The organism is Streptomyces hokutonensis (assembly GCF_000376565.1).
Taxonomy (GTDB): Bacteria; Actinomycetota; Actinomycetes; order Streptomycetales; family Streptomycetaceae; genus Streptomyces; species Streptomyces hokutonensis.
Genome location: NZ_BARG01000004.1, coordinates 18,437 through 44,390, shown reverse-complemented (window position 1 = coordinate 44,390; position 25,954 = coordinate 18,437). Strand labels below are relative to the sequence as shown.

At 71.1% G+C, this 25,954-nt stretch carries 20 protein-coding genes and 1 pseudogene; 11 read left to right on the top strand and 10 right to left on the bottom strand.

Annotation, left to right across the window (positions count from 1 at the left end):
• The first annotated feature begins 45 nt into the window (after window positions 1-45).
• Together speB and SSP08S_RS01235 are read left to right on the top strand one after the other, a co-directional pair.
• The gene (gene speB / locus SSP08S_RS01240; protein ID WP_019065753.1) at window positions 46-1,014 is read left to right on the top strand and encodes an agmatinase; all 969 of its coding nucleotides are present in this window, start codon (window positions 46-48) and stop codon (window positions 1,012-1,014) included.
• Complete coding sequence (locus tag SSP08S_RS01235; RefSeq protein WP_019065752.1) at window positions 1,011-2,696, top strand: thiamine pyrophosphate-binding protein; 1,686 nt, start codon at window positions 1,011-1,013, stop codon at window positions 2,694-2,696. Before speB ends, SSP08S_RS01235 begins: the two co-directional genes overlap by 4 nt.
• Window positions 2,697-2,739: 43 nt before the next feature.
• Here the strand turns inward: SSP08S_RS01235 and SSP08S_RS01230 are convergent, their stop codons facing one another.
• Both SSP08S_RS01230 and SSP08S_RS01225 read right to left on the bottom strand, forming a co-directional pair.
• A complete protein-coding gene (locus SSP08S_RS01230) occupies window positions 2,740-3,522 on the bottom strand; it encodes a VOC family protein (protein WP_019065751.1) in 783 nt (260 codons plus the stop codon).
• 232 nt (window positions 3,523-3,754) lie between these two features.
• Window positions 3,755-4,597 (bottom strand): carbon-nitrogen hydrolase family protein, encoded by an 843-nt coding sequence (locus SSP08S_RS01225; protein ID WP_078532303.1) that lies wholly within the window; start codon window positions 4,595-4,597, stop codon window positions 3,755-3,757.
• A gap of 58 nt (window positions 4,598-4,655) precedes the next feature.
• Here SSP08S_RS01225 and SSP08S_RS58935 point away from each other — a divergent pair.
• A pseudogene (locus SSP08S_RS58935) lies at window positions 4,656-5,206 on the top strand (HXXEE domain-containing protein).
• Window positions 5,207-5,262: 56 nt separating this feature from the next.
• On the opposite strand, the gene SSP08S_RS01220 reads toward SSP08S_RS58935, so the two are convergent.
• Complete coding sequence (locus SSP08S_RS01220) at window positions 5,263-6,054, bottom strand: endonuclease I family protein (RefSeq protein WP_245607811.1); 792 nt, start codon at window positions 6,052-6,054, stop codon at window positions 5,263-5,265.
• A 219-nt stretch (window positions 6,055-6,273) separates the two neighbouring features.
• On the bottom strand, window positions 6,274-8,556 hold the full coding sequence (locus SSP08S_RS01215) for an ArnT family glycosyltransferase (RefSeq protein WP_019065748.1): 2,283 nt from the start codon (window positions 8,554-8,556) through the stop codon (window positions 6,274-6,276).
• 145 nt (window positions 8,557-8,701) lie between these two features.
• On the opposite strand from SSP08S_RS01215, the gene SSP08S_RS01210 reads away from it, so the two are divergent.
• From SSP08S_RS01210 to SSP08S_RS01185, 5 genes are all read left to right on the top strand, one after another.
• Window positions 8,702-9,547, top strand: coding sequence for a serine hydrolase (locus SSP08S_RS01210; protein WP_026178079.1), 846 nt, complete (start codon window positions 8,702-8,704; stop codon window positions 9,545-9,547).
• A 46-nt stretch (window positions 9,548-9,593) separates the two neighbouring features.
• Window positions 9,594-10,652, top strand: coding sequence for an esterase-like activity of phytase family protein (locus tag SSP08S_RS01205; RefSeq protein ID WP_019065746.1), 1,059 nt, complete (start codon window positions 9,594-9,596; stop codon window positions 10,650-10,652).
• A gap of 188 nt (window positions 10,653-10,840) precedes the next feature.
• Window positions 10,841-14,563 (top strand): ABC transporter ATP-binding protein, encoded by a 3,723-nt coding sequence (locus tag SSP08S_RS01200; protein ID WP_019065745.1) that lies wholly within the window; start codon window positions 10,841-10,843, stop codon window positions 14,561-14,563.
• Window positions 14,564-14,832: 269 nt separating this feature from the next.
• A complete protein-coding gene (locus SSP08S_RS01190) occupies window positions 14,833-15,225 on the top strand; it encodes a hypothetical protein (protein ID WP_439654567.1) in 393 nt (130 codons plus the stop codon).
• A 96-nt stretch (window positions 15,226-15,321) separates the two neighbouring features.
• Entirely contained in the window at window positions 15,322-16,737 is a 1,416-nt protein-coding gene (locus tag SSP08S_RS01185; RefSeq protein ID WP_019065742.1) for a S28 family serine protease, read from the top strand.
• A 25-nt stretch (window positions 16,738-16,762) separates the two neighbouring features.
• On the opposite strand, the gene SSP08S_RS01180 is transcribed toward SSP08S_RS01185, so the two are convergent.
• Complete coding sequence (locus tag SSP08S_RS01180; protein ID WP_026178077.1) at window positions 16,763-17,383, bottom strand: hypothetical protein; 621 nt, start codon at window positions 17,381-17,383, stop codon at window positions 16,763-16,765.
• A 112-nt stretch (window positions 17,384-17,495) separates the two neighbouring features.
• A complete protein-coding gene (locus SSP08S_RS01175; protein ID WP_019065740.1) occupies window positions 17,496-19,280 on the bottom strand; it encodes a glycoside hydrolase family 3 protein in 1,785 nt (594 codons plus the stop codon).
• Window positions 19,281-19,700: 420 nt separating this feature from the next.
• On the opposite strand from SSP08S_RS01175, the gene aroA reads away from it, so the two are divergent.
• The 3 genes from aroA to SSP08S_RS01160 are packed head-to-tail and all read left to right on the top strand — an operon-like array spanning window position 19,701 to window position 22,136.
• Window positions 19,701-20,942, top strand: a complete 1,242-nt coding sequence (gene aroA / locus SSP08S_RS01170) for a 3-phosphoshikimate 1-carboxyvinyltransferase (RefSeq protein WP_019065739.1) — start codon at window positions 19,701-19,703, stop codon at window positions 20,940-20,942.
• Between the two features lie 10 nt (window positions 20,943-20,952).
• A complete protein-coding gene (locus tag SSP08S_RS01165; RefSeq protein WP_019065738.1) occupies window positions 20,953-21,570 on the top strand; it encodes a GNAT family N-acetyltransferase in 618 nt (205 codons plus the stop codon).
• Window positions 21,567-22,136, top strand: a complete 570-nt coding sequence (locus SSP08S_RS01160) for an RBBP9/YdeN family alpha/beta hydrolase (protein WP_019065737.1) — start codon at window positions 21,567-21,569, stop codon at window positions 22,134-22,136. The genes SSP08S_RS01165 and SSP08S_RS01160 overlap by 4 nt, the downstream gene beginning before the upstream one ends.
• 22 nt (window positions 22,137-22,158) lie before the next feature.
• On the opposite strand, the gene SSP08S_RS01155 is transcribed toward SSP08S_RS01160, so the two are convergent.
• The 4 genes from SSP08S_RS01155 to SSP08S_RS01140 all read right to left on the bottom strand — a co-directional run bounded on the left by SSP08S_RS01155 (window position 22,159) and on the right by SSP08S_RS01140 (window position 25,909).
• Window positions 22,159-22,959, bottom strand: a complete 801-nt coding sequence (locus tag SSP08S_RS01155; RefSeq protein WP_026178076.1) for a sugar phosphate isomerase/epimerase family protein — start codon at window positions 22,957-22,959, stop codon at window positions 22,159-22,161.
• A gap of 17 nt (window positions 22,960-22,976) precedes the next feature.
• Complete coding sequence (locus SSP08S_RS01150) at window positions 22,977-23,912, bottom strand: bifunctional helix-turn-helix transcriptional regulator/GNAT family N-acetyltransferase (RefSeq protein ID WP_019065735.1); 936 nt, start codon at window positions 23,910-23,912, stop codon at window positions 22,977-22,979.
• 91 nt (window positions 23,913-24,003) lie between these two features.
• Window positions 24,004-24,819, bottom strand: a complete 816-nt coding sequence (locus SSP08S_RS58930; RefSeq protein WP_019065734.1) for a DUF4253 domain-containing protein — start codon at window positions 24,817-24,819, stop codon at window positions 24,004-24,006.
• Between the two features lie 43 nt (window positions 24,820-24,862).
• Window positions 24,863-25,909, bottom strand: a complete 1,047-nt coding sequence (locus tag SSP08S_RS01140; RefSeq protein WP_019065733.1) for a LacI family DNA-binding transcriptional regulator — start codon at window positions 25,907-25,909, stop codon at window positions 24,863-24,865.
• Between the last annotated feature and the right edge of the window lie 45 nt (window positions 25,910-25,954).

Here is a 25,954-nt window from a genome sequence, read left to right as displayed (position 1 = left end):
CAAGAAGCCCATACGCGACGAAGCGTAGGAAAGAAGGCAGTCCCCATGACCAGCAACGAGACGCCCCGCGGCCCCGTCGACTCCTCGCGCACCCCGCGCTACGCCGGGCCCGCGACCTACGCCCGGCTGCCGCGGCTGGACGAGGTCGGCAGCGCGGATGTCGCCGTGGTCGGGGTGCCGTTCGACGCCGGTGTCTCCTACCGGCCGGGCGCGCGCTTCGGCGGCAACGCGATCCGCGAGGCGTCCCGGCTGCTGCGGCCGTACAACCCGGCGCAGGACGCGTCCCCGTTCACCCTCGCGCAGGTCGCGGACGCCGGTGACATCGCGGCGAACCCGTTCAACATCAACGAGGCCGTCGAGACGATCGAGGAGGCCGCGGACCAACTCCTGGACACCGGCGCCCGGTTGATGACCCTGGGCGGCGACCACACCATCGCGCTGCCGCTGCTCCGCTCCGTCGCGAAGAAGCACGGCCCGGTGGCCCTGCTGCACTTCGACGCCCATCTCGACACCTGGGACACGTACTTCGGCGCCGAGTACACGCACGGGACGCCGTTCCGCAGGGCAGTTGAGGAGGGCATCCTCGACACCGAGGCGCTCTCGCACGTCGGCATCCGCGGCCCGCTGTACGGCAAGCAGGACCTCAAGGACGACGAGAAGATGGGCTTCGGCATCGTCACGTCCGCCGACGTCTACCGGCGCGGCGCCGACGAGGTCGCCGACCAGCTCCGCCAGCGCATCGGGGACCGCCCCCTCTACATCTCCATCGACATCGACTGCCTCGACCCGGCCCACGCGCCCGGCACCGGCACGCCCGAGGCCGGCGGCCTGACCTCCCGCGAACTTCTGGAGATCCTGCGCGGCCTGTCATCCTGCAACCTGGTGTCGGCGGACGTCGTCGAGGTGGCACCGGCGTACGACCACGCCGAGATCACGTCGGTGGCCGCGTCCCACACCGCGTACGACCTGATCACCATCATGTCCCGTCAGATTGCCGAGGCCCGTTCGAAGTGACCCACGACCACGACCTGGAACTCCGCCCCACGGCCGCGCAGATCACCGCCGCGCTGAACCCGCCCCCCGGGCGCAACGGCGGCGACCTGGTCGTGGAGACCCTGGCGGGCCTCGGCGCGACGACCGTCTTCGGCCTGCCCGGCCAGCACGCGCTCGGCATGTTCGACGCGCTGCGCCGCTCCGACCTGCGGTACATCGGCCTGCGGGTGGAGAACAACGCCGGGTTCGCGGCGGACGCGTACGGCCGCATCACGGGCGAGGCGGCACCGCTGCTGCTGTCCACGGGGCCGGGTGCGCTGACGTCACTGGCCGCACTCCAGGAGGCACGCGCGGCCTCGGCCCCCGTCCTGGCGATCAGCAGCCAGATCCCGACGGCGGGCCTGGGCGGCGGCCGTCACGGCTATCTGCACGAACTCCCGGACCAGTCCGCCTCGTTCAGGGGCGTGGTGAAGTCGGTGCACACGGTCCGCACGCAGTCACAGATCCCGTCCGCGATCGCGGAGGCGTGGAAGTCCGCGCTGACGGCCCCGCACGGCCCGGTGTGGGTGGAGATCCCGCAGGACGTCCTGCTGGCCGAGACCCAACTCCCCGTGGTGACGGCGGTGGACGCGACCCCGGAGGACCTGGTCCCGCGCCCCGAACTGACCGCCGTGGCGGCTGACTTGCTGTCGAAGGCTTCCCGTCCGGCGATCATCGCGGGCGGGGGAGTCGTACGGGCGGACGCGTCGAAGAAGCTGCGGCAGCTGGCGGAGAAGCTTCAGGCTCCGGTGGTCACGACCCCCGGCGGCAAGGGCGCGTTCCCGTGGACGCACCCCCTGTCCCTCCAGTCCTGGCTCGAGGACCGCCACACGACGGACTTCCTGGAGGAGGCGGACGTACTGCTGGTGGTGGGGTCGGGGTTGGGTGAACTGTCCTCGAACTACCACACGTTCGCCCCGCGCGGCCGGGTGATCCAGATCGAGGCGGACCTCGGCAAACTGGAGTCGAACCACCCGGCGTTGGGCATCCACGCGGACGCGTGGCACGCGGTGCAGGCGCTGTTGGAGACGGTGACGGAACGTCCTGATCCGACGGCGGCGGAGCGGGTGGCCGAGCTGCTCGGCCGCGTCCGGGAACGTATCGTCGCTCAGGAACTGACCCTGGAACAGGGCGTGTTGGAGTCGGTGCGCCGGGCCCTGCCGGCCGACTCCCCGTCCTTCTGGGACATGACGATCCTCGCCTACTGGGCCTGGTCGGCGTTCGACGCGAAGGGCCCCAACCACCTCCACTCCGCCCAGGGCGCGGGCGGCCTCGGCTACGGCTTCCCGGCGGCACTGGGCGCGGCTGCGGCTGACCCCACGCGGCCGGTGCTGGCGGTGTCGGGGGACGGGGGCGCGCTGTACTCGATCGCGGAGTTGGCGACGGCCAAGCAGTACGACCTGAACGTCACGTGGCTCATCGTCGACGACGGCGGCTACGGGATTCTGCGGGAGTACATGACGGACGCGTTCGGCGAGGCGACGGCGACGGAACTGACCCGGCCGGACTATGTGGCGCTGGCGGAGTCGTTCGGGGTGCCTGGGGTGCGTACGTCGCCGGAGGCACTGGAGTCGGACCTGGCGAAGGCGTTGGCGGAACCGGGGCCTTCCGTGGTCGTACTCCCGGCTGTGTTGCGGATGTTCGCGGCCACGCACTTGGGGTGACGGGGGGCGGCCGTCTTTGCCGGCCCCCCTCCCACGTTCTTCGTCACATCCGCGGGTCCGGCTTCAGCAGGGCGAAGGCCGCGCCGAAGGGGTCCGCGAGCCAGGCGATGCGGCCGACCTCCGGTACGTCCGCCGCCGGCATCAGTACGGAACCGCCGTTGGAGCGTGCCGAGTCGATCGTGGCGTCGACGTCCGTCGAGTGGAAGTACGGTACCCAGCGCGGCTGTTCGCCCTCGCCGGGGTTCAACGGCGCGACCCCGCCGAAGGAGGCGTCCTGCTGGTCGCCGGCGCTGGTGCTCAGTACGCGGTACGTCATGCCGGGGGCCTGCATGTCCTGGCTGCGCCAGCCGAACAGGCCCTGGTAGAAGGCGATGTCGGCCTCCGGGTCGGTCGCGTGCAGTTCCACCCAGAGCAGGGTGTTCGGGGCCGAGGTGAGTTCCAGGCCCGCCGTCCTGCCGGGCTGCCAGAGCGCGAACTGCGCGCCCTGCGGGTCGGTGGCCTGCGCCAGCATGCCCTCGCCCATGACGTCCATGGGCTCCATCCGCACGGTGCCGCCGCCGGCCGTGACCGCCTGGACGGTGGCCGCGATGTCGTCGGTCTTGAAATGGATCATCCAGGCGGAGCGCGCCCCTTCCTCGGTGAGCGGTCCGAGGGCCGCGACGGTCCTGCCGTCCACCTGGAAGAACCCGTATCCGCCCGTGTCGGGCCCGGCGGAGACGAACTGCCAGCCGAGTACGGCGCCGTAGAACGCGGCGGCCGCGTCGGTGTCGGGGCTGCCGAGGTCGAGCCAGTTGGGTGATCCGGTGATGAAGTCGGTACCGAGCATGAGGTCCTCCTGGAGTGCGGGTCGGGAGCCACGATGCCGTTCCGGTCGCCGCCGTTCGCGTACGAGCACCGGCGGGACTCCGGTTTCCACCGAACGGGCGAACGCCTGGGCCGCCGGAGTGGACGGTGGATGGAGGCCGGCTCGGAGGCCGCAGCAGTTCAGGGATTTACGGAGAACCGGCTTTCCCGATCCGCGCAGGATCGCGTAGTGAGCACGCGCCGCCGTCCGCCCGTCAGACGAAGTCGGCCGGGCTGTCGCTCCGGGGATCGGAGACGCGGCGGCTGCGGTAGATGTCGCCCTGGCGGGCGCCGGCTCGCCAGGGGCGGGCCTTGTTGAGGGCGATGTCGAACTCGGGTGCGTCGCGGTCCAGTTCGCCGATGATCAGCTCGGTCGTGGCGTCGGCCCGGGCCAGGACGACGCCGTCCGGGCTGATCAGTTCGGAGTTGAGGAGAGCGGTGGTCTGGGCCGGCGTGGCCATCGCCAGCCAGTAGTTGTTGATCGCGGCATGCGCCCGGGCCTTGACCTCGAAGACCGAATCGACCGGGTAGGCCGACAGCAACACGCAGTCCACCCCGAGGCGTTCGTACTCCACGAACAGTTCCGGGAAGTTGATCTCGATGCAGATGGCACAGCCGAACCGGTATCCGTCGACCGTGAAGGTGGTCGGTGTGAACCCCGGTGTGTAGTAGTGGAGGATCTCGGTGTTGGAGCAGTAGCGCTTGTCGTAGCGGTCCACCACCCGGCCGTCGTCGGCGATGACGTACAGGCTGTTGTGCGGGCGGTGCGGCGGGGTGAGCCGGTGGGCGCTGCCCAGCACCACCCACAGCCGCAACTCGGCCGCCAGCGCGGCCACTTGACGGAGCTCCTCCTCGACCGCGGGCCAGTCCACCTGGTCCCAGTCCCGGATCTGTTCCTTGGCGTAGCCCGACAGACAGCCTTCGGGAAACAGGATCAGGCGGGCACCCGCCTCGGCGGCCTCCCGCATCAGCCGTCGGATCACCGGACCGTTCCGGCGGGCGTCGTCGCTGATCATTACCTGGGCTGTCGCAATGCGGAGCGACGACGGGGAGGCCATGGATCCATCGTAGATATGGGGGGCTGGGGCGTGCGTCCGCACTGGCAGACTCCCGCACATGGGTGGACGCGAGGTGGGCGAGGACGGCCGGGCGGTCGAAGTCGGTGGGACCCTCGGGCTGTTGGCGGCCTGGGCAGTGCATGATCTGGAGGAACTGGCCGCGATGCCCGGCTGGGCCCGAGGGCGGGTCCCCGAGCTACGGCAGCGTTACCCGCGCGTGCCGGAACTGGTGTGGCGGCGGCTGGAGGCCATCGACGGGCGGGAGTTCGCCACGGCCGTCGCCGTGATGGGCGGGGTGGTCGCGCTCGCCGCCGCCGACGGGCACCGTACGGGTGGACGGTCAGGCTTCTACCAGGCGGCTCTCAACGGATTCGGGCTGCACACCCTGGCGCATATGGCCCAGGCCGCCGCCGTCCGTGGGTACACACCCGGGGTGGTGACCTCGCCGCTGGTGGTCGTCCCGTTCACGCTGTGGGCACGGGGGCGGTTGCGGCGGGCCGGTGTCCTGCGTCCCGCGCGACCGCGTGACGTGGCACAGGGGCGGCGCTCGCCGTGGCGGCGACCGTCGGGACGCATGCGGTGGCGCGGCTTCTGCTGCGGCGGAGGTGATCGAGGAACAGTTGAACTCCCCCTGTATCAGGGGGAGTTCAACCCGGTACCGCCGTCTACCAGATCGCCTCGACCCACTCCGGGTGGTCGATGAACGGGTTCCGGTTGTGCTGGTACGTGTTGTAGATGACGTTGTTGCGGTTCTCCTCGAAGGCGCTCGGCGGGTCCGCCTCGTTCCAGGCCTTGAGGACGGAGAGCTTGCCCATGTAGGGGTTGCTGCCGTTGCCCACCTTCTCGTTGGGCTCCAGGTCGGCGAAGCCGTCGTCGCCCTCGTAGCGGACGGCCATGTAGAGGATCATGCGGGCCACGTCGCCCCGGTCCGCCGCGCGCGGCGAGAAGGAGTCGGAGTCGACCGTGCTGCCGCCGCCGTTGGTGACCGCGCTGCCGCCGTTGTCGAAGTCCAGGTTGCCGCGGATGCTGTTGACCTGGACGTCGGCGGGACGCAGGTGGTGCAGGTCCGTGCCGGGGCCGACGACCTCGCCGAAGTCGCCGTGCGACTTGGCCCAGGTGTGCTCGCGGTTCCAGTCGCCGACGTCGCCGCCGTTCAGGGACTTGGCGCGGGAGACACCGCTGTACAGCAGGATCACGTTGCTGCTGTTGTTCGGGTCCTGGTCGGTGGCCTTCAGCGCGTCCCAGACCGCCGCGTACGAGATCTTCGTGACGCCGGTGCTGATGATCGTGTGCAGCGAGGACTTCAGGGTCGTCCCCGTCTTGCCGACCGCGTTCTTGTAGTACGTCGAGTCGTACGCCGTGGTCGTGGCGGAGGCCGGAGTCGCCGTCAGGGTCGGGGCCGCGAGGCCCACCAGGACCGCGGCGGTGGTCAGCGCCACCGTTTTCCAGCGGTGCATGCGAGTCACCAACAACATAAAGAGTGTCCCATCTACGCGGGTTGAATGGGGCGGCAAACGGAGCGTGACATGCACATGCGGTCCTGTAAATAAACGAGACGTGTCGATCAGGTGACCGGGCGCGACAATTTGCCTCGTGTCTACGCGAGTTGACTGCGCGGAGGCATACGGGAACGGCCCCCGACCGTGTGGTCGAGGGCCGTTCTACCCGTGCTTGGGTCAGCTGACGTCGGACGGGTCCAGCCGGTACAGCGTCGAGGTGTTGGTGGTGGAGGTCGTAGAAGAAGACGACGAACTCGAAGAGCTGGACGCGCTCTTGCTGTACGCGCTCTCCTTCACCGCCGTGCCGTTCTTCTGCACCCACGAGTTCACGGCGGAGCTGACGGAGTTGCCGCCGCCCATGCCACCGCCCATCCCGCCGCCGCTGCTGATCTGGATGTAGTGCAGCTTGCCCGCCTTCACCAGTTCCTTCAGCTTGGCGACGGTCATCGCCTTGTCGCTGCTGGTGAAGCCCCACATGGAGATGACGGGCTTGCGCGTGCTCAGCTCGATCTGCGCCGAGGACTGCGAGTTGGAGACCGCCAGCAGCCAGTAGGCGCCGTCCTGGTGCTTCTCCAGGTAGGAGATCAGGTCGCTGCTGACGCTGCCGCCCATGCCGCCGCCACCGCCGCCGAAGCCGCCGCGCGTACCGCCGGCCGTGCCACCCGGAGCCGTACCGCTGCCGGTGCCGGTGCCGCCCGGAGCCGTGCCGCCGCCCGGGAACTCCCCGGTGGTGCCGCCCTGTTGGCCGCTCGGCGCGCCGCTCGGCGCCCCGCCGCCCTGCGGCAGTTCACCGGTGCCGCCGCCACCCGGCGTCATCCCGCCGGGAGCCTCGCCGCCCGCCTGTCCGCCGGCCCGGGTGCCGCCGGGCATCTCGCCGCCGAAGCCGCCGCGCGTGCCGCCGGTGCCCCCGCCGGGCCCGCCGCCGAAGCCGCCGCTGCCCGTCGAGGGGCCGGCCGTCGGGTTCGTACCGCCCATGCCGCCGCCGGCGGAGCTGCCGAACGGGTCGGCCGCCGCGTACGCCGTCGGGCCCGCGAGGGCGGCGACCACGGCCGCCACCAGCGAGGCCGCCAGCAGCCGGCTCCGGTTGCCGGAGCGGAACAGCAGCATGCCCACGATGCCGGCCACCGTCAGGACGCCGATCGTCGGCCACAGCCAGGTGTTCCAGCCGGAGGCGCGGCGCAGCAGGACGATCGCCCAGATTCCGGTCACTCCGAAGGCGAGGGGGAGCACCCAGATCCACCGCTTGTCGCTGCGGAACGCGTTCAGCAGCATCACGCCACCGCCGCCGACCAGCACGGCGATGCCGGGGGCCAGCGCGGTCGTGTAGTACGGGTGCATGGTGCCCTGCGCGGTCGCGAAGATCACGTAGTGGAGGAGGGTCCAGCCGCCCCACAGGACCAGTCCCATCCGGCGCAGGTCGGTGCGCGGGGCGCGCCCGCACAGCACCAGGCCGCCGATCAGGGCGATCGCGGAGAAGGGCAGCAGCCAGGAGATCTGGCCGCCGAGGATGTCGTTGAACATCCGGCCGAGACCGGCGGAGCCGGAGAAGCCGCCTCCGCCGCCACCGCCTCCGCCACCGCCTCCGTTGCCCTCGCCGCCGAAGACGCGGCCGAGACCGTCGTAACCCATGATCAGGTTCCAGGCGGAGCCGTCCGTCGAGCCGCCGATGTACGGGCGGTCGGAGGCCGGGACCAGGGAGACGGCGACCGCCCACCAGAAGCTGGAGACGGCCAGGACGACCGCGGCCAGCCCCAGGTTGACGATCCGCTTCACCCAGGGCGCCTTCGACGCGTACAGGTAGAGCGCGAAGACGGCCGGGAGCGCGATCCAGCCGGCGAGCAGTTTGGTGTTGAAGGCGAGGCCGAAGCAGGCCGCCGCGCCGAGCAGCGGGAGCAGCTTCTCGTCACGGGTGGCGCGGAACGCGAGCGCCGCGCCCGCGACCATGAGGAAGACCAGGATCGTGTCGGGGTTGTTGTCGCGGTTGATGGCGACGGTGATCGGCGTCAGGGCGAGGACCAGCGCGGCGACGGTCGCCGCGCCGTGGCCCCAGATCCGCTTCACGTTCGTGTGCAGGATCCAGATCGTGCCGAGGCCGGCCGCGATCTGAGGCAGCATCATCTGCCAGGTGCCGAAGCCGAAGATCCGGCAGGACAGACCCATGACCATGAGCGCGAACGGCGGTTTGTCGACCGTCAGGAAGTTGCCCGGATCCAGCGAACCGAAGAACCAGGCCTTCCAGCTCTGCGTCCCGGCCCAGATGGCACCGCTGTAGAACGTGTTCATGTTGGAGCCGGACAGGCCCCAGGAGTACAGCGCCGCGGCCAGGACCATGATCGCGACCAGCGCGGGCAGCGACCAGCGGGGCGCCTTCTCGGGCGGTGCCGTCTCGGGTGGGGCCGGCGGCGGCCAGTCGGCGGACGCGGGTTCGATGTGGGGGTGTGGATCGGTGGCAGATGTCACCCGGCCATCGTGCGAAGGCAGGGTGGGTGCGTGCTGTGCCGGACCTGGTACTCGGCTGTGAATTCGCAAAGGCCCGGGTAACGGGTCGTACAACCGTTCCCCAACCCGTACAACCTTTCATGCCTTCCTGTGAGTCAAGTCATGCATGACTCAATGGATATCCCGCCGAGCCAGAGTGCTGGCGGCCGGCGTGGGCGCCGGGGTGCTCATACCCGTGCTGGCCGCCGCAACGCCCGCTGCCGCGGCCACCCCGACGGTCAGCTGTACGTCCGCCAGGGCCGGCCTCGCCGACAAGCTGAAGAAGGACATCACCGCCGCGCTCGCGACCCGTAAGGGAACCGTCGCCGTCGGCCTCTACGACCGCAAGACCAACACCACCTGCACCCTGCGGGCGACCACCGCCTACGACTCGGCCAGCACCGTCAAGGTGACCGTGCTCGCCACGCTGCTGTGGGACGCGAAGAAGCACAACCGGCTGCTGACGTCCCGCGAGACGACCCTCGCCAAGGCCATGATCACCAAGTCGGACAACGACGCGACCTCCACCCTGTGGAGGCAGTTGGGCCTGACGAAGATCAAGGGCTTCCTCGCCGCCGCCGGCATGACCCAGACCAAGCCGGGCGCGAACAACTACTGGGGCCTGACCCAGGAGACCGTGACCGACGAGCAGAAGCTGCTCAAGCTGGTCACCGCCAAGAACACCGTGCTGAGCGACAACTCCCGTGCGTACATCCTGAAGTTGATGAACCAGGTGATCTCCAGCCAGCGCTGGGGCACGCCGTACGGTGCTCCGTCGACCGTCACCGTGCACGTCAAGAACGGCTGGCTGCAGCGCTCCACGCACGGCTGGCGCGTGCACAGCCTGGGCACCTTCAACGGCGGCGGCCACGACTACATGATGTCCGTGCTCACCCAGGACAACAGCACGATGAGCTACGGCATCACCACGATCCAGGGCGTCGCAAAGGCGATTCACAAGGACCTGGCTTAACCGACGGGTCTCCCGCCCGTCACCCGCCCGTCCTACGGTGGCGCCCATGCGCCTGAGAACCGTACTCGCGACCGCGACCGCCGGCCTGGCGGCGGCCACCTGTCTCACCGCCGCCGGGCCCGCGAGCGCCGTCAGCAACTCCAGCACCAACTCCCGTACCGCCAACGCCTGTTCGTCGTCCGTCTCGATCGACCGCTTCTCCGATGCGCTCGACAAGACGACGTACGACGGCACCTTCGTCGGCAACTTCTCCGCGCTCGCGGTGGACAAGGACGGCTCGCTCGCCGCGCTGGAGGACCGTTCCTCCCTGTTCGACCTCGACGCGAAGACCCTCCAGCCGAAGCGGGTCGTCCCGCTCGCCGACGAGAACGGCGCCGCGCTCGACTCCGAGGGCCTGGTCGTCGACCGGGACGGCACCCGCCTGATCACCTCCGAGACCGAGCCGTCGATCCGCCGCTACTCCGTCGACGGCAGGATCCTCGACCGCCTCCCGGTCCCGTCCTCGCTGCTGGTCGCCCCGGCCGGCCGGGCCGTCTCCAACCAGACCTTCGAGGGCCTGACCCTGCTGCCCGGCGGCCGTACGCTCCTCGCGTCGATGGAGTACCCGATCGCCGGCGACACCTCCGGGGCCGTCCGCTTCCAGACCTGGACCCGGACCAAGGGCGACCACTTCGAGCTCGCCGCGCAGTACGCCTACAAGACCGACGCGGCCTTCCTCGGCGTCCCCGAGGTGCAGGCCCTCCCCGACGGCCGCCTCCTCGTCCTGGAGCGCGGCTTCACCAGCGGCGTCGGCAACACCGTCCGCCTCTACCTGGCCGACCCGCGCCACGCGACGGACACCAGCAAGATCGACACCCTCACCGGCCAGCCCGGCGTCCGCCTCGTCAAGAAGACCCTCCTCGCGGACATCGCCGACTGCCCGTCCCTCGGTGCGACGGCGAAGCAGCCCCAGCCCAACCCCCTCCTCGACAACATCGAGGGCATGGTGATCACGGGGAAGGAGAAGGGCCGCTACAAGGTGTTGCTGGTGAGCGACGACAACCAGAACGCGGTCCAGACGACACGGTTCTACTACCTCCGGGTGCGCACAACGCCCGCCCCTTAGGGGCGCGAGGAAAGTCTTTTGGGGGCGCGGGGCTGTATCGATATGCGGCTCCGCCGCGTGGGCGCGACCAGCCACGACGCACCCGCACCCGACAACCGGCCCTCGCGAAGCGTTTTGTTGCGGAGGGATGAAATCCGCTCCGCCGCGCGTTGGTGCCTTCCGTAGATCGGCGAACGGAAGGCACCCGCGTGGCAGCGAAGCAGGGGGAACCGCAGGGCTGGGCCAGAAGGCTCGCCGGGTACGCCTGGCGATACCCCAAGGACGTGGTCCTGGCCCTCGGCGCCTCGCTCGCCGGCATGGCGGTCATGGCCGTCGTCCCGCTGGTCACCAAGGTGATCATCGACGACGTGATCACCGGCCACACCCGCTCCATGGCCCCCTGGGCGGCCGCCCTGATCGTCGCCGCCCTCCTCGTCTACGTCTCGACGTACGTCCGCCGCTTCTACGGCGGCCGCCTCGCCCTGGACGTCCAGCACGACCTCCGCACCGAGATGTACGGCACGATCACCCGCCTCGACGGCCGCCGCCAGGACGAGCTGTCCACCGGCCAGGTCGTCGGCCGCGCCACCAGCGACCTCCAGCTGATCCAGGGCCTGCTCTTCATGCTCCCGATGACCATCGGGAACGTGCTGCTCTTCCTGATCTCCCTCGCGATCATGGCCTGGCTGTCGCTGCCGCTGACCCTGGTCGCCCTGGCCGTCGCCCCCGCGCTCGGCTTCATCGCCCGCCGCAGCCGCAGCAAGCTCCACCCCTCCACCTGGTACGCGCAGGCCCAGGCCGCCGCCGTCGCGGGAGTCGTCGACGGCGCCGTCAGCGGCGTACGCGTGGTGAAGGGCTTCGGCCAGGAGGACCAGGAGACCGGAAAGCTGCGCGAGGTCGGCCGCCGCCTCTACGCGGGCCGCCTCCGCACCATCCGGCAGAACGCCCGCTACACCCCCGCCCTCCAGGCCGTCCCCGCCCTCGGCCAGGTCGCGATGCTCGCGCTCGGCGGCTGGCTCGCGGTGCGCGGTCACATCACGCTCGGCACGTTCGTCGCGTTCTCCACCTACCTCGCGCAGCTCGTCGGCCCGGTCCGCATGCTGGCCGTGGTCCTCACGGTCGGCCAGCAGGCCCGCGCCGGCACCGAGCGCGTCCTGGAGCTCATCGACACCGAGCCCTCGATGACGGACGGCACCAAGGAACTCCCCGCCGACGCCCCGGCTACGGTTGAGTTCGACGACGTCTCCTTCGGCTACGACGACGACCGCCCCGTCCTCAACGGCCTCAGCTTCGAGATCCGCCCCGGCGAGACCCTCGCGGTCGTCGGCTCCTCCGGCTCCGGCAAGTCCACGGTCTCGCTCCTGCTGCCCCGCTTCTACGACGTCACCCACGGCGCCGTCCTCGTCGGCGGCCACGACGTCCGCGAACTCACCCTCGACTCCCTCCGGGCCGCGATCGGCCTGGTCCCCGAGGACTCCTTCCTCTTCTCCGACACGGTCCGCAACAACATCGCCTACGGCCGCCCCGACGCGACCGAGGAGGAGATCCTCACCGCCGCGCGTGCCGCCCAGGCCGACCGGTTCATCAAGGAACTCCCCGACGGCTACGACACGACGGTCGGCGAGCAGGGCCTCACCCTCTCCGGCGGCCAGCGCCAGCGCGTCGCCCTCGCCCGCGCGATCCTCACCGACCCGCGCCTGCTGGTCCTCGACGACGCGACCTCGGCGGTGGACGCGCGCGTCGAGCACGAGATCCACGAGGCCCTGAAACAGGTCATGGAGGGCCGGACCACCCTGCTGATCGCGCACCGGCGCTCCACCCTCAACCTCGCCGACCGCATCGCCGTCCTCGACGGGGGCCGCCTCGCCGCCATCGGCACGCACGACGAACTCCAGCAGCGCTCACCGCTCTACCGGCGCCTCCTCACCGACCCCGACGAACTCGGCGGCGTCTCGCCCGGCCACGCCCTGCCCGCCTGCGAACCGGCCGAAGACACCTCCGTACGCGCGGAGTTGGACGCCGAGTTCGACGCCGAGCGCGGGCTCACGCCCCGCCTGTGGACCGGTGACCGCGAGCCCAAGGACACCGCGCTGTCCGGGATGCCCGCGACACCCGAACTCCTCGCCCAGGTCGACGCGTTGCCCCCGGCGACCGACACCCCCGACATCGACGAGGCGCGCGCGGTGCGTGCCGAGGACTCGTACGGACTGCGCCGACTGCTGCGCGGTTTCGGCGCCCCGCTGCTGATCAGCCTCGGCCTCGTCGCCGTGGACGCGAGCATGAGCCTGCTGCTGCCGGTCATGATCCGGCACGGCATCGACCAGGGCGTGACGAAGATGGCGATCGGCGCGATCTGGTCCGCCTCGCTGCTGGCGCTCGTCGCGGTGGCCGTGCAGTGGGTGGCACAGCGCGGCGAGACGCGGATGACCGGACGCACCGGGGAGCGGGTCCTCTACACGCTCCGCCTGAAGATCTTCGCCCAGCTCCAGCGCCTCGGACTCGACTACTACGAGCGGGAGTTGACCGGCCGGATCATGACGAGGATGACGACGGACGTCGACGCCCTCTCCACGTTCCTCCAGACGGGCCTGGTCACGGCCTTCGTCTCGGTCGTCACCTTCTTCGGCATCATGGTCGCCCTGCTGGTGATCGACGTACAGCTCGCGCTGGTCGTCTTCGCGACCCTCCCGCCCCTCGTCATCGCCACGTTCTTCTTCCGCCGCGCGAGCGTGAAGGCGTACGAACTCGCCCGTGAGCGCGTGTCGTTGGTCAACGCCGACCTCCAGGAGTCGGTGTCGGGGCTGCGGATCGTGCAGGCGTTCCGGCGCGAGCGGGACGGCGGCAGGCGGTTCGCCGAGCGCAGCAGCAGCTATCGCGCGGCCCGCACCAGGGGCCAGCGGCTGATCTCGGTCTACTTCCCCTTCGTGCAGTTCCTGTCGTCGGTGGCGGCGGCGTCCGTACTGATCGCGGGTGCGGGACGGGTGGACGACGCGACCCTGACGACAGGCGCCCTGGTCGCGTACCTCCTCTACATCGACCTGTTCTTCGCCCCGGTCCAGCAGCTCTCGCAGGTCTTCGACGGCTACCAGCAGGCCACGGTCTCCCTGGGCCGCATCCAGGAACTCCTCCAGGAACCGACCTCCACCCGAGCCGCCGACGAACCCCTCGAAGTCCTCTCCCTGCGCGGCGACATCGCCTTCGAGGACGTGCACTTCGCGTACGGCGACGACGAAGAGGCCATCGGGGGCGTCGAGTTGAGGATCCCGGCGGGCCAGACGGTCGCGTTCGTCGGCGAGACGGGCGCGGGCAAGTCGACGCTCGTGAAACTGGTGGCCCGCTTCTACGACCCGACGGGCGGCCGGGTCACGGTCGACGGCACCGACCTCCGCTCGCTCGACATCACGTCGTACCGCCACCACCTGGGCGTCGTCCCCCAGGAGGCGTACCTCTTCCAGGGGACCGTCCGCGACGCCATCGCCTACGGCCGCCCCGACGCGAGCGACGCCGAGGTGGAGGCGGCGGCCCGCGCGGTCGGCGCGCACGAGATGATCGCCACGCTGGACGGCGGCTACCTCCACGAGGTCGCCGAGCGCGGCCGCAACCTCTCGGCGGGCCAGCGCCAGCTGATCGCCCTGGCCCGCGCGGAGCTGGTCGACCCCGACATCCTCCTCCTGGACGAGGCGACAGCGGCCCTGGACCTGGCCACGGAAGCCCAGGTCAACCAGGCCACCGACCGCCTCGCAGGCCGCCGCACCACCCTCGTCGTCGCCCACCGCCTGACAACGGCGGCCCGCGCGGACCGGGTCGTGGTGATGGATCACGGCCGGGTGGTGGAGGACGGCACGCACGACGAGTTGCTGGCGCTGGGCGGGTACTACGCCGAGCTCTGGCGGACGTTCGTCGGCGAGGACGCGCCCGCGACCGCCGCCTGACCTGCGCGGGCTCGCGGCCGCCGTCTCGATGCCCGAGAGGTGCGAGAGCGGCATGGGGAGGCTCTGCCGGCACGCACGACGAGTTGCTGGCGCTGGGCGGGTACTACGCCGAGCTGTGGCGGACGTTCGTCGGTGCCCCCGAGACCGAGGAGCCGGTCGGTACGGTCCGCTGAGGGGCGGTCGGTACGACTCGCCGAGGGCCGCGCAACCGTTCGACATACGTCGTGCGTCCGTACATCAGTACGCTGTTCGGCTGCTGTGCGGGAGGGATGACTGTGGACATGGGTGCGCTACGACGGCGGGTGGCGCTCGGCATGGCCGTGCTCACCGCGTCCGGACTGCTCGCGCTCGCGGCCCCCGGCAGCGCCCAGGCGGCGTCGGTCTGCCCGGGGCGGGAGGTGGCGACGCTGCCCTTCTCCACCGGCACCGTCCATGTCTTCCGCCGGGGCGACTACATCTGCGCGTACACCGCCCCCAAGAACCCCGGCGCCAAGCGCACGATGTCGGTCAGCGTCCAGGCCCGCGGCAGCCGCCCGGTCGTCGACAAGGGGCGGTACGTCCGCCGGGCCGGACCGGTCACCGTGCACGCCGGCCACCGCTGCGTACGGATCAAGGGCGCGGTCGCGGGCGGCTCGGTCGGCTCGGGCTGGATCCTGTGCTGAACCGACGCACAGCTCCCTGAGTGAACAACCTCCTCTGGTGTGACGGTAGTTGCTCCGATAGCTTCCGGTTCACAACTGCCTCACAGGGGAGATCGCATGCGCAAGGCGCTCAGATGGCTGCTGGCGCTCACCGTGCTCATAGGCACGCTGAGTACGGCCGGGGTGGCCACCGCCGCCCAGGCCGGCCAAGTCACTGACATCAAGGACCAGTTGCTGGCGATACCCGGCATGAGCCTGGTCCAGGAGAAGCCGTACACCGGCTACCGCTACTTCGTCCTGAACTACACCCAGCCGATCGACCACCGGCACCCGTCCAAGGGCACGTTCCAGCAGCGGATCACCGTGCTGCACAAGGACGTCTCGCGCCCGACGGTCTTCTACACCAGCGGCTACAACGTCTCCACGACCCCCAGCCGCAGCGAACCGACCCGGATCGCGGACGCCAACCAAGTCTCCCTGGAATACCGCTACTTCACGCCGTCCCGGCCCGAGCCGGCCGACTGGTCCAAGCTCGACATCTGGCAGGCGGCCAGCGACCAGCACCGCGTCTTCAAGGCCCTCAAGTCGATCTACACCAAGAACTGGATCGCCACCGGCGGCTCCAAGGGCGGTATGACGGCCACCTACTTCGAGCGGTTCTACCCCCGCGACATGGACGGCGTCGTCGCCTACGTCGCCCCCAACGACGTGGTGAACAACGAGGATTCGGCCTACGACCGCTTCTTCACCAAGGTCGGCACCAAGGAGTGCCGCGACCGCCTGGACGCCGTACAGCGCGAGGCGCTGGTGCGCCGTGAGCCGCTGGAGCAGAAGTACGCGGCCTACGCGGCCGAGAACGGGTTCACCTTCACCACCGTCGGCAGCCTGGACAAGGCCTACGAGGCCGTCGTCCTCGACTACGTCTGGGGCTTCTGGCAGTACAGCCTGCTCTCCGACTGCGACACCATCCCCGCGAACGCACAGGCCGCCACCGACGACGAGATCTGGACCTCGGTCGACACGATCTCCGGCTTCTCCTTCTACACCGACCAGGGCCTGTCCCCGTACACCCCGTACTACTACCAGGCGGGCACCCAACTCGGCGCGCCCACCATCCAGTTCCCGTACATCGAGAAGAAGTACATCCGCTACGGCTACCAGCCGCCCCGCAACTTCGTCCCGCGCTCCATCCCGATGAAGTTCCAGCCGGGCGCGATGCGGGACGTGGACAGCTGGGTCCGCCACCACGCCGACCACATGCTCTTCGTCTACGGCCAGAACGACCCGTGGGGCGCCGAGCGCTTCGCCGTCGGCAAGGGCGCGAAGGACTCGTACGTCTTCACCGCGCCCGGCCTCAACCACGGCGCGAACGTCGCGGCCCTGACCGCCGACCAGAAGGCGCTGGCCACCGCCCGCATCCTGGCCTGGGCCGGTGTCCCCGCCGCGACGACGGCACAGGCGAAGCCGCTGGCACCGTACGACGCGCGGCTGGACCGGCAGGGCGTCGAGCGCGAGCCGACCCTGCGCCCGTAACACCCGTGCTGCGCCCGGCCGTTGACTACACGGGCCGGGCGCAGCCCACCGGTCGGCTGCCGCCGAGCTGGACGTACAGGGCCGTCGAGGCCGGGCAACTCGCGCGTTTCAGCACGGCCTTGACCACCTTGTACTGCGGCTTCTTCTGCCCCGAGCCGTCGCACGCGGTCTCCCGGACCTGACCGCTGCCCGAGCTGTAGACGCAGTCGCCGACGATCGTGCGCGGCCCGCCCCCGCCGCCCGGGTCGCCGGGATGCGGGGGTTCGAGGTTGCGCATACAGGCGTAGCCCTTGGGTACGGCGCTGTCGCGGCCCGTGCCCGGGGTGCCCTGGGCGCTGATGTGCAGCACGAAGTCGGTGGTCGCCGGGCAGGCGGGACCGCTGCCCACATCGCCGTCGTGGCGGGCGATGACCCGGGCGGCGGCCCGCTCGCTGGTGCAGGGCACCTCGGTGAAGCTCGTCGTACCGAAGGAGCTGCACTCGTCGACGCCGAGGAACACCGCGCCGTAGCCGGAGGGTTGGGTGGTCGAGGACGCGGACGCCCTCGCGCCGGGGCTGCTGTCACCCGCGTCGGAGCCGGACGAGCAGCCTGCCAGCAGGGCGGCGAGCAGCGCGCACACTGCCCCCGCGCTCCATCTCTCACCCATCGTTCCCCCCGGACTTCCCCCGCCCAGCGTGACCCTCGGTGGCGGGCGCACGCCAGCGGTGTGGGGGGCTTTGGGCTATTTGGCGGGGGTGGGGAGGGTTGCCGACGTACCTCTAGTACGACAGTCCGTGACCGACCGGATACAGCACCTGCGCCGGGTCGTCCGCGCGCTGCACGGCCACCGGGAGCTTCCCGCGCGGGGCCGCTCGGCCCGCGATCACCCGTGCCGCCGCCCGCAGTTCGACGTCGGTCCAGGAGTAGGACGCCAAGTAGGCCGGGACAGCGGGCAGTTGGGCAACATCGTAGGGGTTGCGGACGGCGACGGCCACGACCGGTGTGCCCGTCGCGACCAGGTGCTCGACCAGGGCCTTCTGCGGGTCGGTTGCCGTGACGTTGTAGGTCGCCGCCACCACCGCGTCCGCCGCCCGCGCCGCTGCCACGGCTTTCGTGACGGTCTCGGCGGAGGGGGTGGTCCCGGTGGACAGGACGGTCGCCGTGAAGCCCAACTCCCGTAGCGCGGCGGCGAGTACACCGGTCGGCGGTCCCGTCGTACCGGAGGGGGAGGCCGGATCGGCGCCGACGACCAGGACGTTCCCGTGCGTACGGCGGGACAGCGGGAGCAGCCCGGCCTTGTTGACCAGCAGGGTGGTGGTGCGCTCGGCGATGCGGTCGGCGGTGGCGAGATGTTCGGCGCTGCCGACCACGTGGTCCACGCCCGCCCGGCTGACGTACGGCTCCTCGAAGAGGCCGAGCCGGGCCTTCAGCCGGAGCACCCGCAGCACCGACTCGTCGAGACGGGCCTCGGCCAACTCCCCGTCCCGCACTGCCTTGAGGACGGCGTTCCACGCGATGTCCAGGGAGGGCGGGTCGAGGAGTTGATCCACCCCGGCCTTCAGCGCGAGCACCGGCACGCGGTCGTCGCCGTACTTCTGGCGGACGCCCGCCATGCCCAGCGAGTCGGTGACCACGACGCCGTCGTAGCCGAGTTCGCCGCGCAGTACGCCGGTGACGATCGGGTGGGAGAGGGTGGCCGGGTCGCCGGAGTCGTCGAGGGCCGGGACCTTGAGGTGCGCGGTCATGATCGCGTCGATCCCGGCCTTGACGGCGGCCCGGAAGGGCACGGCGTCCAGCTTTCCCCACAGCTCGCGGCTGTGTGTGATGACGGGGAACCCGGTGTGGCTGTCGACGGCGGTGTCCCCGTGCCCGGGGAAGTGCTTGGCGGTCGCCGCGACCCGGCTGTCCTGGTACCCCGTGACCTCGGCGGCGACCAGGCCGGCCACCGCGTCCGGGTCGGCGCCGAAGGACCGCACGCCGATGATCGGGTTGGCCGGGTTCACGTTCACGTCGGCGTCGGGGGAGTAGTCCTGGTTGACGCCCATCGCGCGCAGTTCGGCGCCGGAGATCCGGCCGACCGTGCGGGCGTCGGCGCGGGAGCCGCCGGCGCCGAGCGCCATCGCGCCCGGGAAGAGGGTCGCGGGCTTGCCGATCCGGCAGACGATGCCGTGCTCCTGGTCGGTGGCGATCAGTACGGGCAGCCCGCGCGGCTGGGCCAGGGACGCCTTCTGGATGCCGTTGGAGAGGCCGGCGATCTGGTGCGGATCGCGGGTGTTGTGCGCCCAGCTGAAGTAGATGATCCCGCCGACCCGGTACTTCGCGATCAGCTCGGCGGCCGTGCGCACCCCGAGCTCGCTCAGGTTGGCGTCGGCATCGGCCTGGTCGGGGGCGGTGGCGGAGTGGCCGTAGACCCGCGTCACGAAGAGCTGGCCGACCTTCTCCTCCAGGGGCATGCGGGAGATCAGCGAGCGGAGTGCGGTGTCGTCGGCGTGGGCGGGGGTGCCGACCGCGAGGGACGCGGTGACGCCCATGGTCGCGGCGAGGACGGTGCGTCTGGAGGGCACGTGCGCTCCTTCGGGAGGTGATCCGATGAAGGAAACTTCCGAGCTTTCAGCAGTATCCGGGAAGTTTCTGCCAGTCAAGGGAGCGCACAGTAAACCCGAGGAGGGGCCGCCATCGGCGCAGTTGGAGGGGGGCGCGCCGATGACGGCTTGCTGCCGGCCGCGGTACGGAGGAGAGGGTTGGTCAGCGTTCGCAGCCAGCAGCGAGGCCGACGCCGTACCGCGGAGACTCATCCGGCAGCATGCCGGTTGGACGGAGTCGAACGGGCCCGGGTTCCCGTCCGGGGGCCGATTCCCGGAAGTTGGTGAACCCGTGCACAACGGGACGGATGTGGTCACGCACAGGTACGCGTGGGCGAACGGAGGTCGTCCATCCCGTGGACGTCCCGGCGCGGCGGGCGGCCACGGACCGATCATGAGGGCATGACCGTAGTCGACATTCCCGGTTCCAAGTCCGTCACCGCCCGCGCGCTCTTCCTGGCCGCCGCGGCCGACGGCGTCACCACCCTCCGGCGTCCGCTCCGCTCGGACGACACCGAGGGCTTCGCGGAGGGCCTTACCCGGCTCGGCTACCGGGTCGGCAGGACCCCCGACGTCTGGCAGATCGACGGCCGCCCGCAGGGGCCGGCGGTCGCCGAGGCCGACGTGTACTGCCGGGACGGCGCGACCACGGCCCGCTTCCTGCCCACCCTGGCGGCGGCCGGCCGCGGCAGCTTCCGCTTCGACGCGTCCGCGCAGATGCGCAGGCGTCCACTGGGTCCTTTGAGCAAGGCGCTCCGCGACCTGGGCGTGGACCTGCGGCACGAGGAGGCCGAGGGCCACCACCCGCTGCGCATCGAGGCGTCCGGTGTCGAGGGCGGCGAGGTGGTGCTCGACGCCGGCCAGTCCTCGCAGTACCTCACCGCCCTGCTCCTGCTCGGCCCGCTGACCAGGAAGGGCCTGCGGATCAGGGTCACGGACCTGGTCTCCGCGCCGTACGTCGAGATCACCGTCGCGATGATGCGGGCGTTCGGGGTGGAGGTGCGCAGGGAGGGCACGGTCTACGTCGTCCCGGCGGGCGGCTACACCGCGACCACCTACGACATCGAGCCCGACGCCTCCACCGCGAGCTACTTCTTCGCGGCGGCGGCCGTGACCGGCGGCGAGGTCACCGTCCCCGGACTCGGCACCGGCGCGCTCCAGGGCGACCTGGGCTTCGTCGACGTACTGCGCCGCATGGGCGCGGAGGTGACGACCGACGCGCACGGCACCCGGGTGCGCGGCACCGGCGAACTGCGCGGCCTCACGGTCAACATGCGGGACATCTCGGACACCATGCCGACCCTGGCCGCCATCGCCCCCTTCGCCTCGGGACCGGTCCGCATCGAGGACGTCGGCAACACCCGCGTCAAGGAGTGCGACCGCCTGGAGGCGTGCGCGGAGAACCTCCGGCGGCTGGGCGTGGAGGTGGCGACGGGGGACGACTGGATCGAGATCCGGCCGGGTGCGGAGGCTCCCGTCGGCGCGGAGATCAAGTCCTACGGCGACCATCGCGTCGTCATGTCCTTCGCGGTGACCGGGTTGCGGGTGCCGGGTATTTCGTTCGACGACCCGGGGTGCGTACGCAAGACTTTCCCGGGTTTCCACGAGGCGTTCGCCGCGCTGCGGGGGCAGTTGCCGGCATGAGGGGATCAGTGTGGGGTTCGAACTGAAGGCACCGGTCCTGACGGGTGAGCTGGTGCGGCTGGAGCCGCTCGACCACCGGCACGCGGCCGAGCTGGCGGTGGCGGCGGAGGAGGACCGGGGGTCGTACGCGTTCACCTGGGTGCCTCGGGCGGACCAGGTCGGCGCGTACATCGATGCCCAGCTGGCCCGCGCGGCCACGGGCATGCTCGCGCCGTACGCCCAGATCTCGACGGCGACCGGGCGGGCGGTCGGCGCCACGGCCTACTGGGAGCCCCGGTCCTGGCTGACGGACGATCAACTCGACGCCGTCGAGGTCGGGTTCACCTGGCTGGCGCGTTCGGCGCAGGGCACCGGCATCAACACGGAGGCCAAACTCCTGCTGTTCCGGCACGCCTTCGAGGAGTGGCACGTCTCCCGGGTCGACCTCAAGACGGACGCCCGCAACGACCGCTCCCGCGCCGCGATCCAGCGCGTCGGCGCCCGCTTCGAGGGCGTCCTGCGCAACTGGTCCCGCTCCTGGGCGCCCGGCGAGGAGGGCCGGCTGCGGGACTCCGCGATCTACTCGATCACGGCGGAGGAGTGGGCGGAGTGCCGGGTGCGGCTGGAGGAAAGGGTGTCCACGTCATGACCGCCTGTCTCATCCTGCACGGCTGGCAGAACCACCGCCCCGAAGGTCACTGGCAGCACTGGCTCGCCGACCGGCTCCGCACGCTCGGCCACCAGGTGACATATCCCCAGCTGCCCGATGTCGACGACCCCGACCTGGAGGTGTGGCTCGGGGAGCTGCGCCGCCATCTCGACGGTATCGACGGACCGCGGGTCGTCCTCGCGCACAGCGCCTCCGCCCTGCTGTGGCTGCACGCCGTCGACCGCGGGGTGGTCCGGGACGGTGACGCGGACCGGGTACTGCTCGTCGCACCGCCGTCCGCGTCCGTCGTCGTACAGCATCCCGAGATCGCCGAATTCGCGCCGCCCACCGGTGAGTTGACGCTCCCCGGAGCCACCCGGCTGGTCGCCGGCGACGACGACCCGTACTGCCCGGAAGGCGCCCGCACGATCTTCGGCGACCCGCTCGGCATCCCCACCGAGATCATCCCGGGCGCGGGTCACCTGGACCTGGACGCGGGGTACGGGTCCTGGCCGGCGGTACTGGAGTGGTGCCTGGACGGGACGGCGCGGCTCACGGCTCGATGAACTTGGAAATCGCGGGTCGAGCCTACGCCGAGTCGTTGAGCAGCCGCGCCAGATGGTGCTGACCGGCGGCCAGCAGTTCAGGCAGCGGGGCGGCGGTCTCGTACCAGCGCTTCTCGTACTCCCAGCACAGCCAGCCGTCCCAGTCGTGGCGGGTCAGGAGTTCCACGCACTCGGCGAGGGGGAGGACGCCCGCGCCGAGGGGGAGCGGGGTGGTGTCGTCGGGGGACGCGATGTCTTTGACCTGGACGTATCCGAGGTACGGGCCCAGTGCGGCGAGCGTCTCCGCCGGCTGCTCGCCGCCCAGCCAGGTGTGCATGACGTCCCACAGGGCGCCCACCTGCCGGTGTCCGACCGGGCCGAGCACGCGGAGTGCGTCGGCGCCGGTGCGGTGCGAGTCGTGGGTCTCCAGCAGGATCCGTACGCCGAGGTCGGCGCCCCACTCCGCCGCCGTGCCGAGCCGTCGCGCGGCGGTCGCGTCGGCTTCCTCGGGAGGCCGCTCACTGCTGCCGCCGGGAAACACCCGTACGAACGGAGCTCCCAAGTCCCGGGCCAGTTCCAGGAGTTCGCGGATCTCCGTGAGTACGGGGGCGTCGTCGCCCGGTGCGGCCACGCGTGCGTACCCGGCGAGGCCCAGGACTTCGACCCCGGCGGCCTTGAACTCGGCGGCCACGTCGGCCCGTTGGGCGGCGTCGAGGCCGGGGTGCACGGGCTCCTCCGGATGTGCGCGCAGTTCCACGCCGTGGTAGCCGTGGGTGACGGCGAGGTGCAGCACGTCGGCCACGGGGAGCCCGGGGACACCGAGGGTGGAGAAGGCGAGCTTCATGGTCACGACCCTACTCGTCACTCTCCGGTTCCGTGCAGGTCGAGGCGCCAGTCCTGGCCGACGAGGTCCTGGCCGAAGGAGCGGTGGGGTTTCTCGGCGACCAGGACGAAACCGTGCCGCTGGTAGATGCGGCGGGCGGCGCCGAGGATGTCGTTGGTCCACAGCACGAGGTCGCGGTAACCGACACCGCGCGCGAACTCGACCACCGCGGAGACCAGTTGGTCCCCGATGCGAAGCCCTCGGGCATCCGGCTCGACGAGCAGCAGCCGCAGCCGCGCGGCCCCCGGGGCGTCGTCCCGCACGCACATCACACACCCGACCGGCCGCCCGTCGAGCTCGGCGATCCACACCCGCTCCAGATGCGGGTCGTGGTCTTCGGCGAAGTCGGCGACGATCCGTGCCACGAGCCCCTCGTAGTCGGCGTTGAAGTCGTACTCGGCGGCATACAGCGCCGCGTTGCGCTGCACGATCCACCCCAGGTCACCGGGCCCGGGCTCCCGCAGCACGACATCCTCGGGCCGGGTGGGTCGAGGCTCGTCCGACAGGAGGGTGCGTACGGTGTGCAGCGCCTCGGAGAGCCGGGGCCGGTCGGCGGCCGGCACGGTCGCGAGCAGCGCGCCGACGGATTCGTCCGCCCGCTCGGCCAGCAGGTCGGCGGTCTCCCGCCCGCGCGCGGTGAGCGTGATCTGCCGCCGCCGCGGATCCCGCCGCGAGGGCGCCCGCTCGATCAGCCCGTCCTGCTCGAACCGGTTCAGGATCCGGCTCAAGTACCCGGCGTCCAGGGACAGTTCGGAACGGAGGTCGGCCGCGTCCGTGTGCGGGGAGTGCGCGAGTTCGTACAGGACGCGGGACTCGGTGAGGGTGAAGGGGGCGTAGAGGTGGCGGCTGTAGTCGAGGGCGCCGATGACGTTCGTGTAGAAGCGGTTGAAGGCACGGATGTCCTGGACGGTCATGATCAGTCCCCGGTGCTCGCTCAGGGTAGTTGACTCAGTCAGAGGTATTGCGGTTCCGACGGTAGTCCTCCGGGGTGGGCAAGGCAACGGGCTAGTCCCACCAGAGGCGCCACAGATACCGCCCCGGAAGTTCGTTCGCGTACTTCGGGAACGGGGTCGGCGGATCGTCCACGATGTTGTCGGCGGTGGTCAGCACATGCTCCAGGGCGAGCCGTTCGGCCTGCGCGAGGTCCTGGGGCGGTCGGGCGACCGACACGGTCAGGGCGCCCCCGAACCCGGACAGGACCCGGGCCCCGAACCGTTCCTCCCAGCTCCGCAGCAGCGCGCACAGCAGCGGAAGGGGACCCCCGGCCGACCACCCGACGATCGCCGGCACGTCGGCGCCACGGCGGGCGGGCACCAGCGCCAGCTGGCAGGTGCCCACGAAGGGCTCGGTGCGGAGCAACTGGTCCACGGCCCACCCCGCGGTCTCCGCGGGGCTCAGTCCGGTACGGCTCGCCGGCTCGGCCGGCGCGAGCCCGGGCCAGGACTCGAAGGGCGGTCCCGGGTCGTGCGGCCAGGGTGCGACGTACTCCCGGACCTCCTCCGGCACGCTCGCCGCCCACTCCTCGTCCGACACCGGATTCGACCAGCTCGGCAGCCGTCGGCGCCGGTACTCGTCGAAGTCCGCCGCGAGCACGGCGTCGAGCCGGACCGCGTCGACCTCGCTCAAGTCCTCGGGCCGGTAAGGGTCGTCCCGCCAGCAGATGAACGGATACAGCCCGCCGGCCTCGGCCCGCTCCAGCAGCCGCGGCCACAACTCCGCAATGTCGTCGGGCAGTTCGTCGGCGAACCAGACCTCCACCTCCCCCCGGGTCTCGAAGCGACCGGAGGACAGGGACAGTTCGTCGGGCAGTGGGAAGACCATGGCCGGACGATAGGGGGAGGCACTGACAATGCGATCGGCCGCGCTACTTCCGAGGCACCCCCGAAGACCCCCGCACCATCAACTCCCCGCGAACCGTGGCGATCCCGCCCGGCGGCGGCTCCTCGCGCCCCATCGCGATCCGCCCGGCCCTCGCGCCCGCCTCCGACAGCGGCAACCGCACCGTCGTAAGAGAAGGCACCGCGTCCACGCTGAACGGCAGATCGTCGAAGCCGGCGACCGAGACGTCGTCCGGGATGCGGCGGCCGGACTCGCGCAGGGCCGCGCACGCGCCCACCGCGACGGAGTCGTTCGCCGCGACCACGGCCGTCAACGACGGGTCGCGGCGCAGGAGTTCGAGGGTCGCCTCGTAGCCGGACCGGCGGTCGTAGCGCCCGTGCACGGTCCAGCGGGGGTCCTCCGCGATGCCGTGCGCGGCCAGCGCCTCGCGGTGGCCCTCCAGCCGGTGCCGGGTGGTCGTCCGTTCCTCCGGCCCGGCGATATAGCCCAGCCGTCGATGCCCGAGCCCGATCAGGTGCTCGGTCAGCTCCCGCCCGCCCCCGCGGTTGTCGAAGGTCAGCGCGAACGCCCCGGTGTCCGGCGCCGGCGGGCGCCCGCACAGCACCACTCGCGTCCCGGCCTCCCCGAGCTTCCGCAGCTTCGCCGCGACGGCGGCCGCGTGCGGCGCGTTCTCCATGGCGCCGCCGGTCAGGACGACGGCAGCCGCCCGCTGCCGCTGGAGCAGGGTCAGGTAGGTCAGCTCACGCTCCGGGGAGCCCCCTGTGTTGCACACCACAGCCAGCCGCTCCCCGCCCGCACGCCCGCCGGGCCCCCCGATCTCGGACTGGATCGCGCTCGCCATGATCCCGAAGAAGGGGTCGGCGATGTCGTTGACCAGGATGCCGACCAGGTCGGAGGTGGCCGCCGCGAGCGCGCTCGCGGGACCGTTGAGGACGTAGTCCAGCTCGTCGACCGCCCGCAGCACACGCTCGCGCGTGGTGGCCGCGACCGGGTAGTTGCCGTTCAGTACGCGCGACACCGTCGCGGGGGAGACCTGGGCGCGGGCCGCCACGTCCGCCAGGGTCACCGTCATGTCGTTCGTCCTCCGGTCGCGCATCTTCGGTCGCGCATCTTGTCG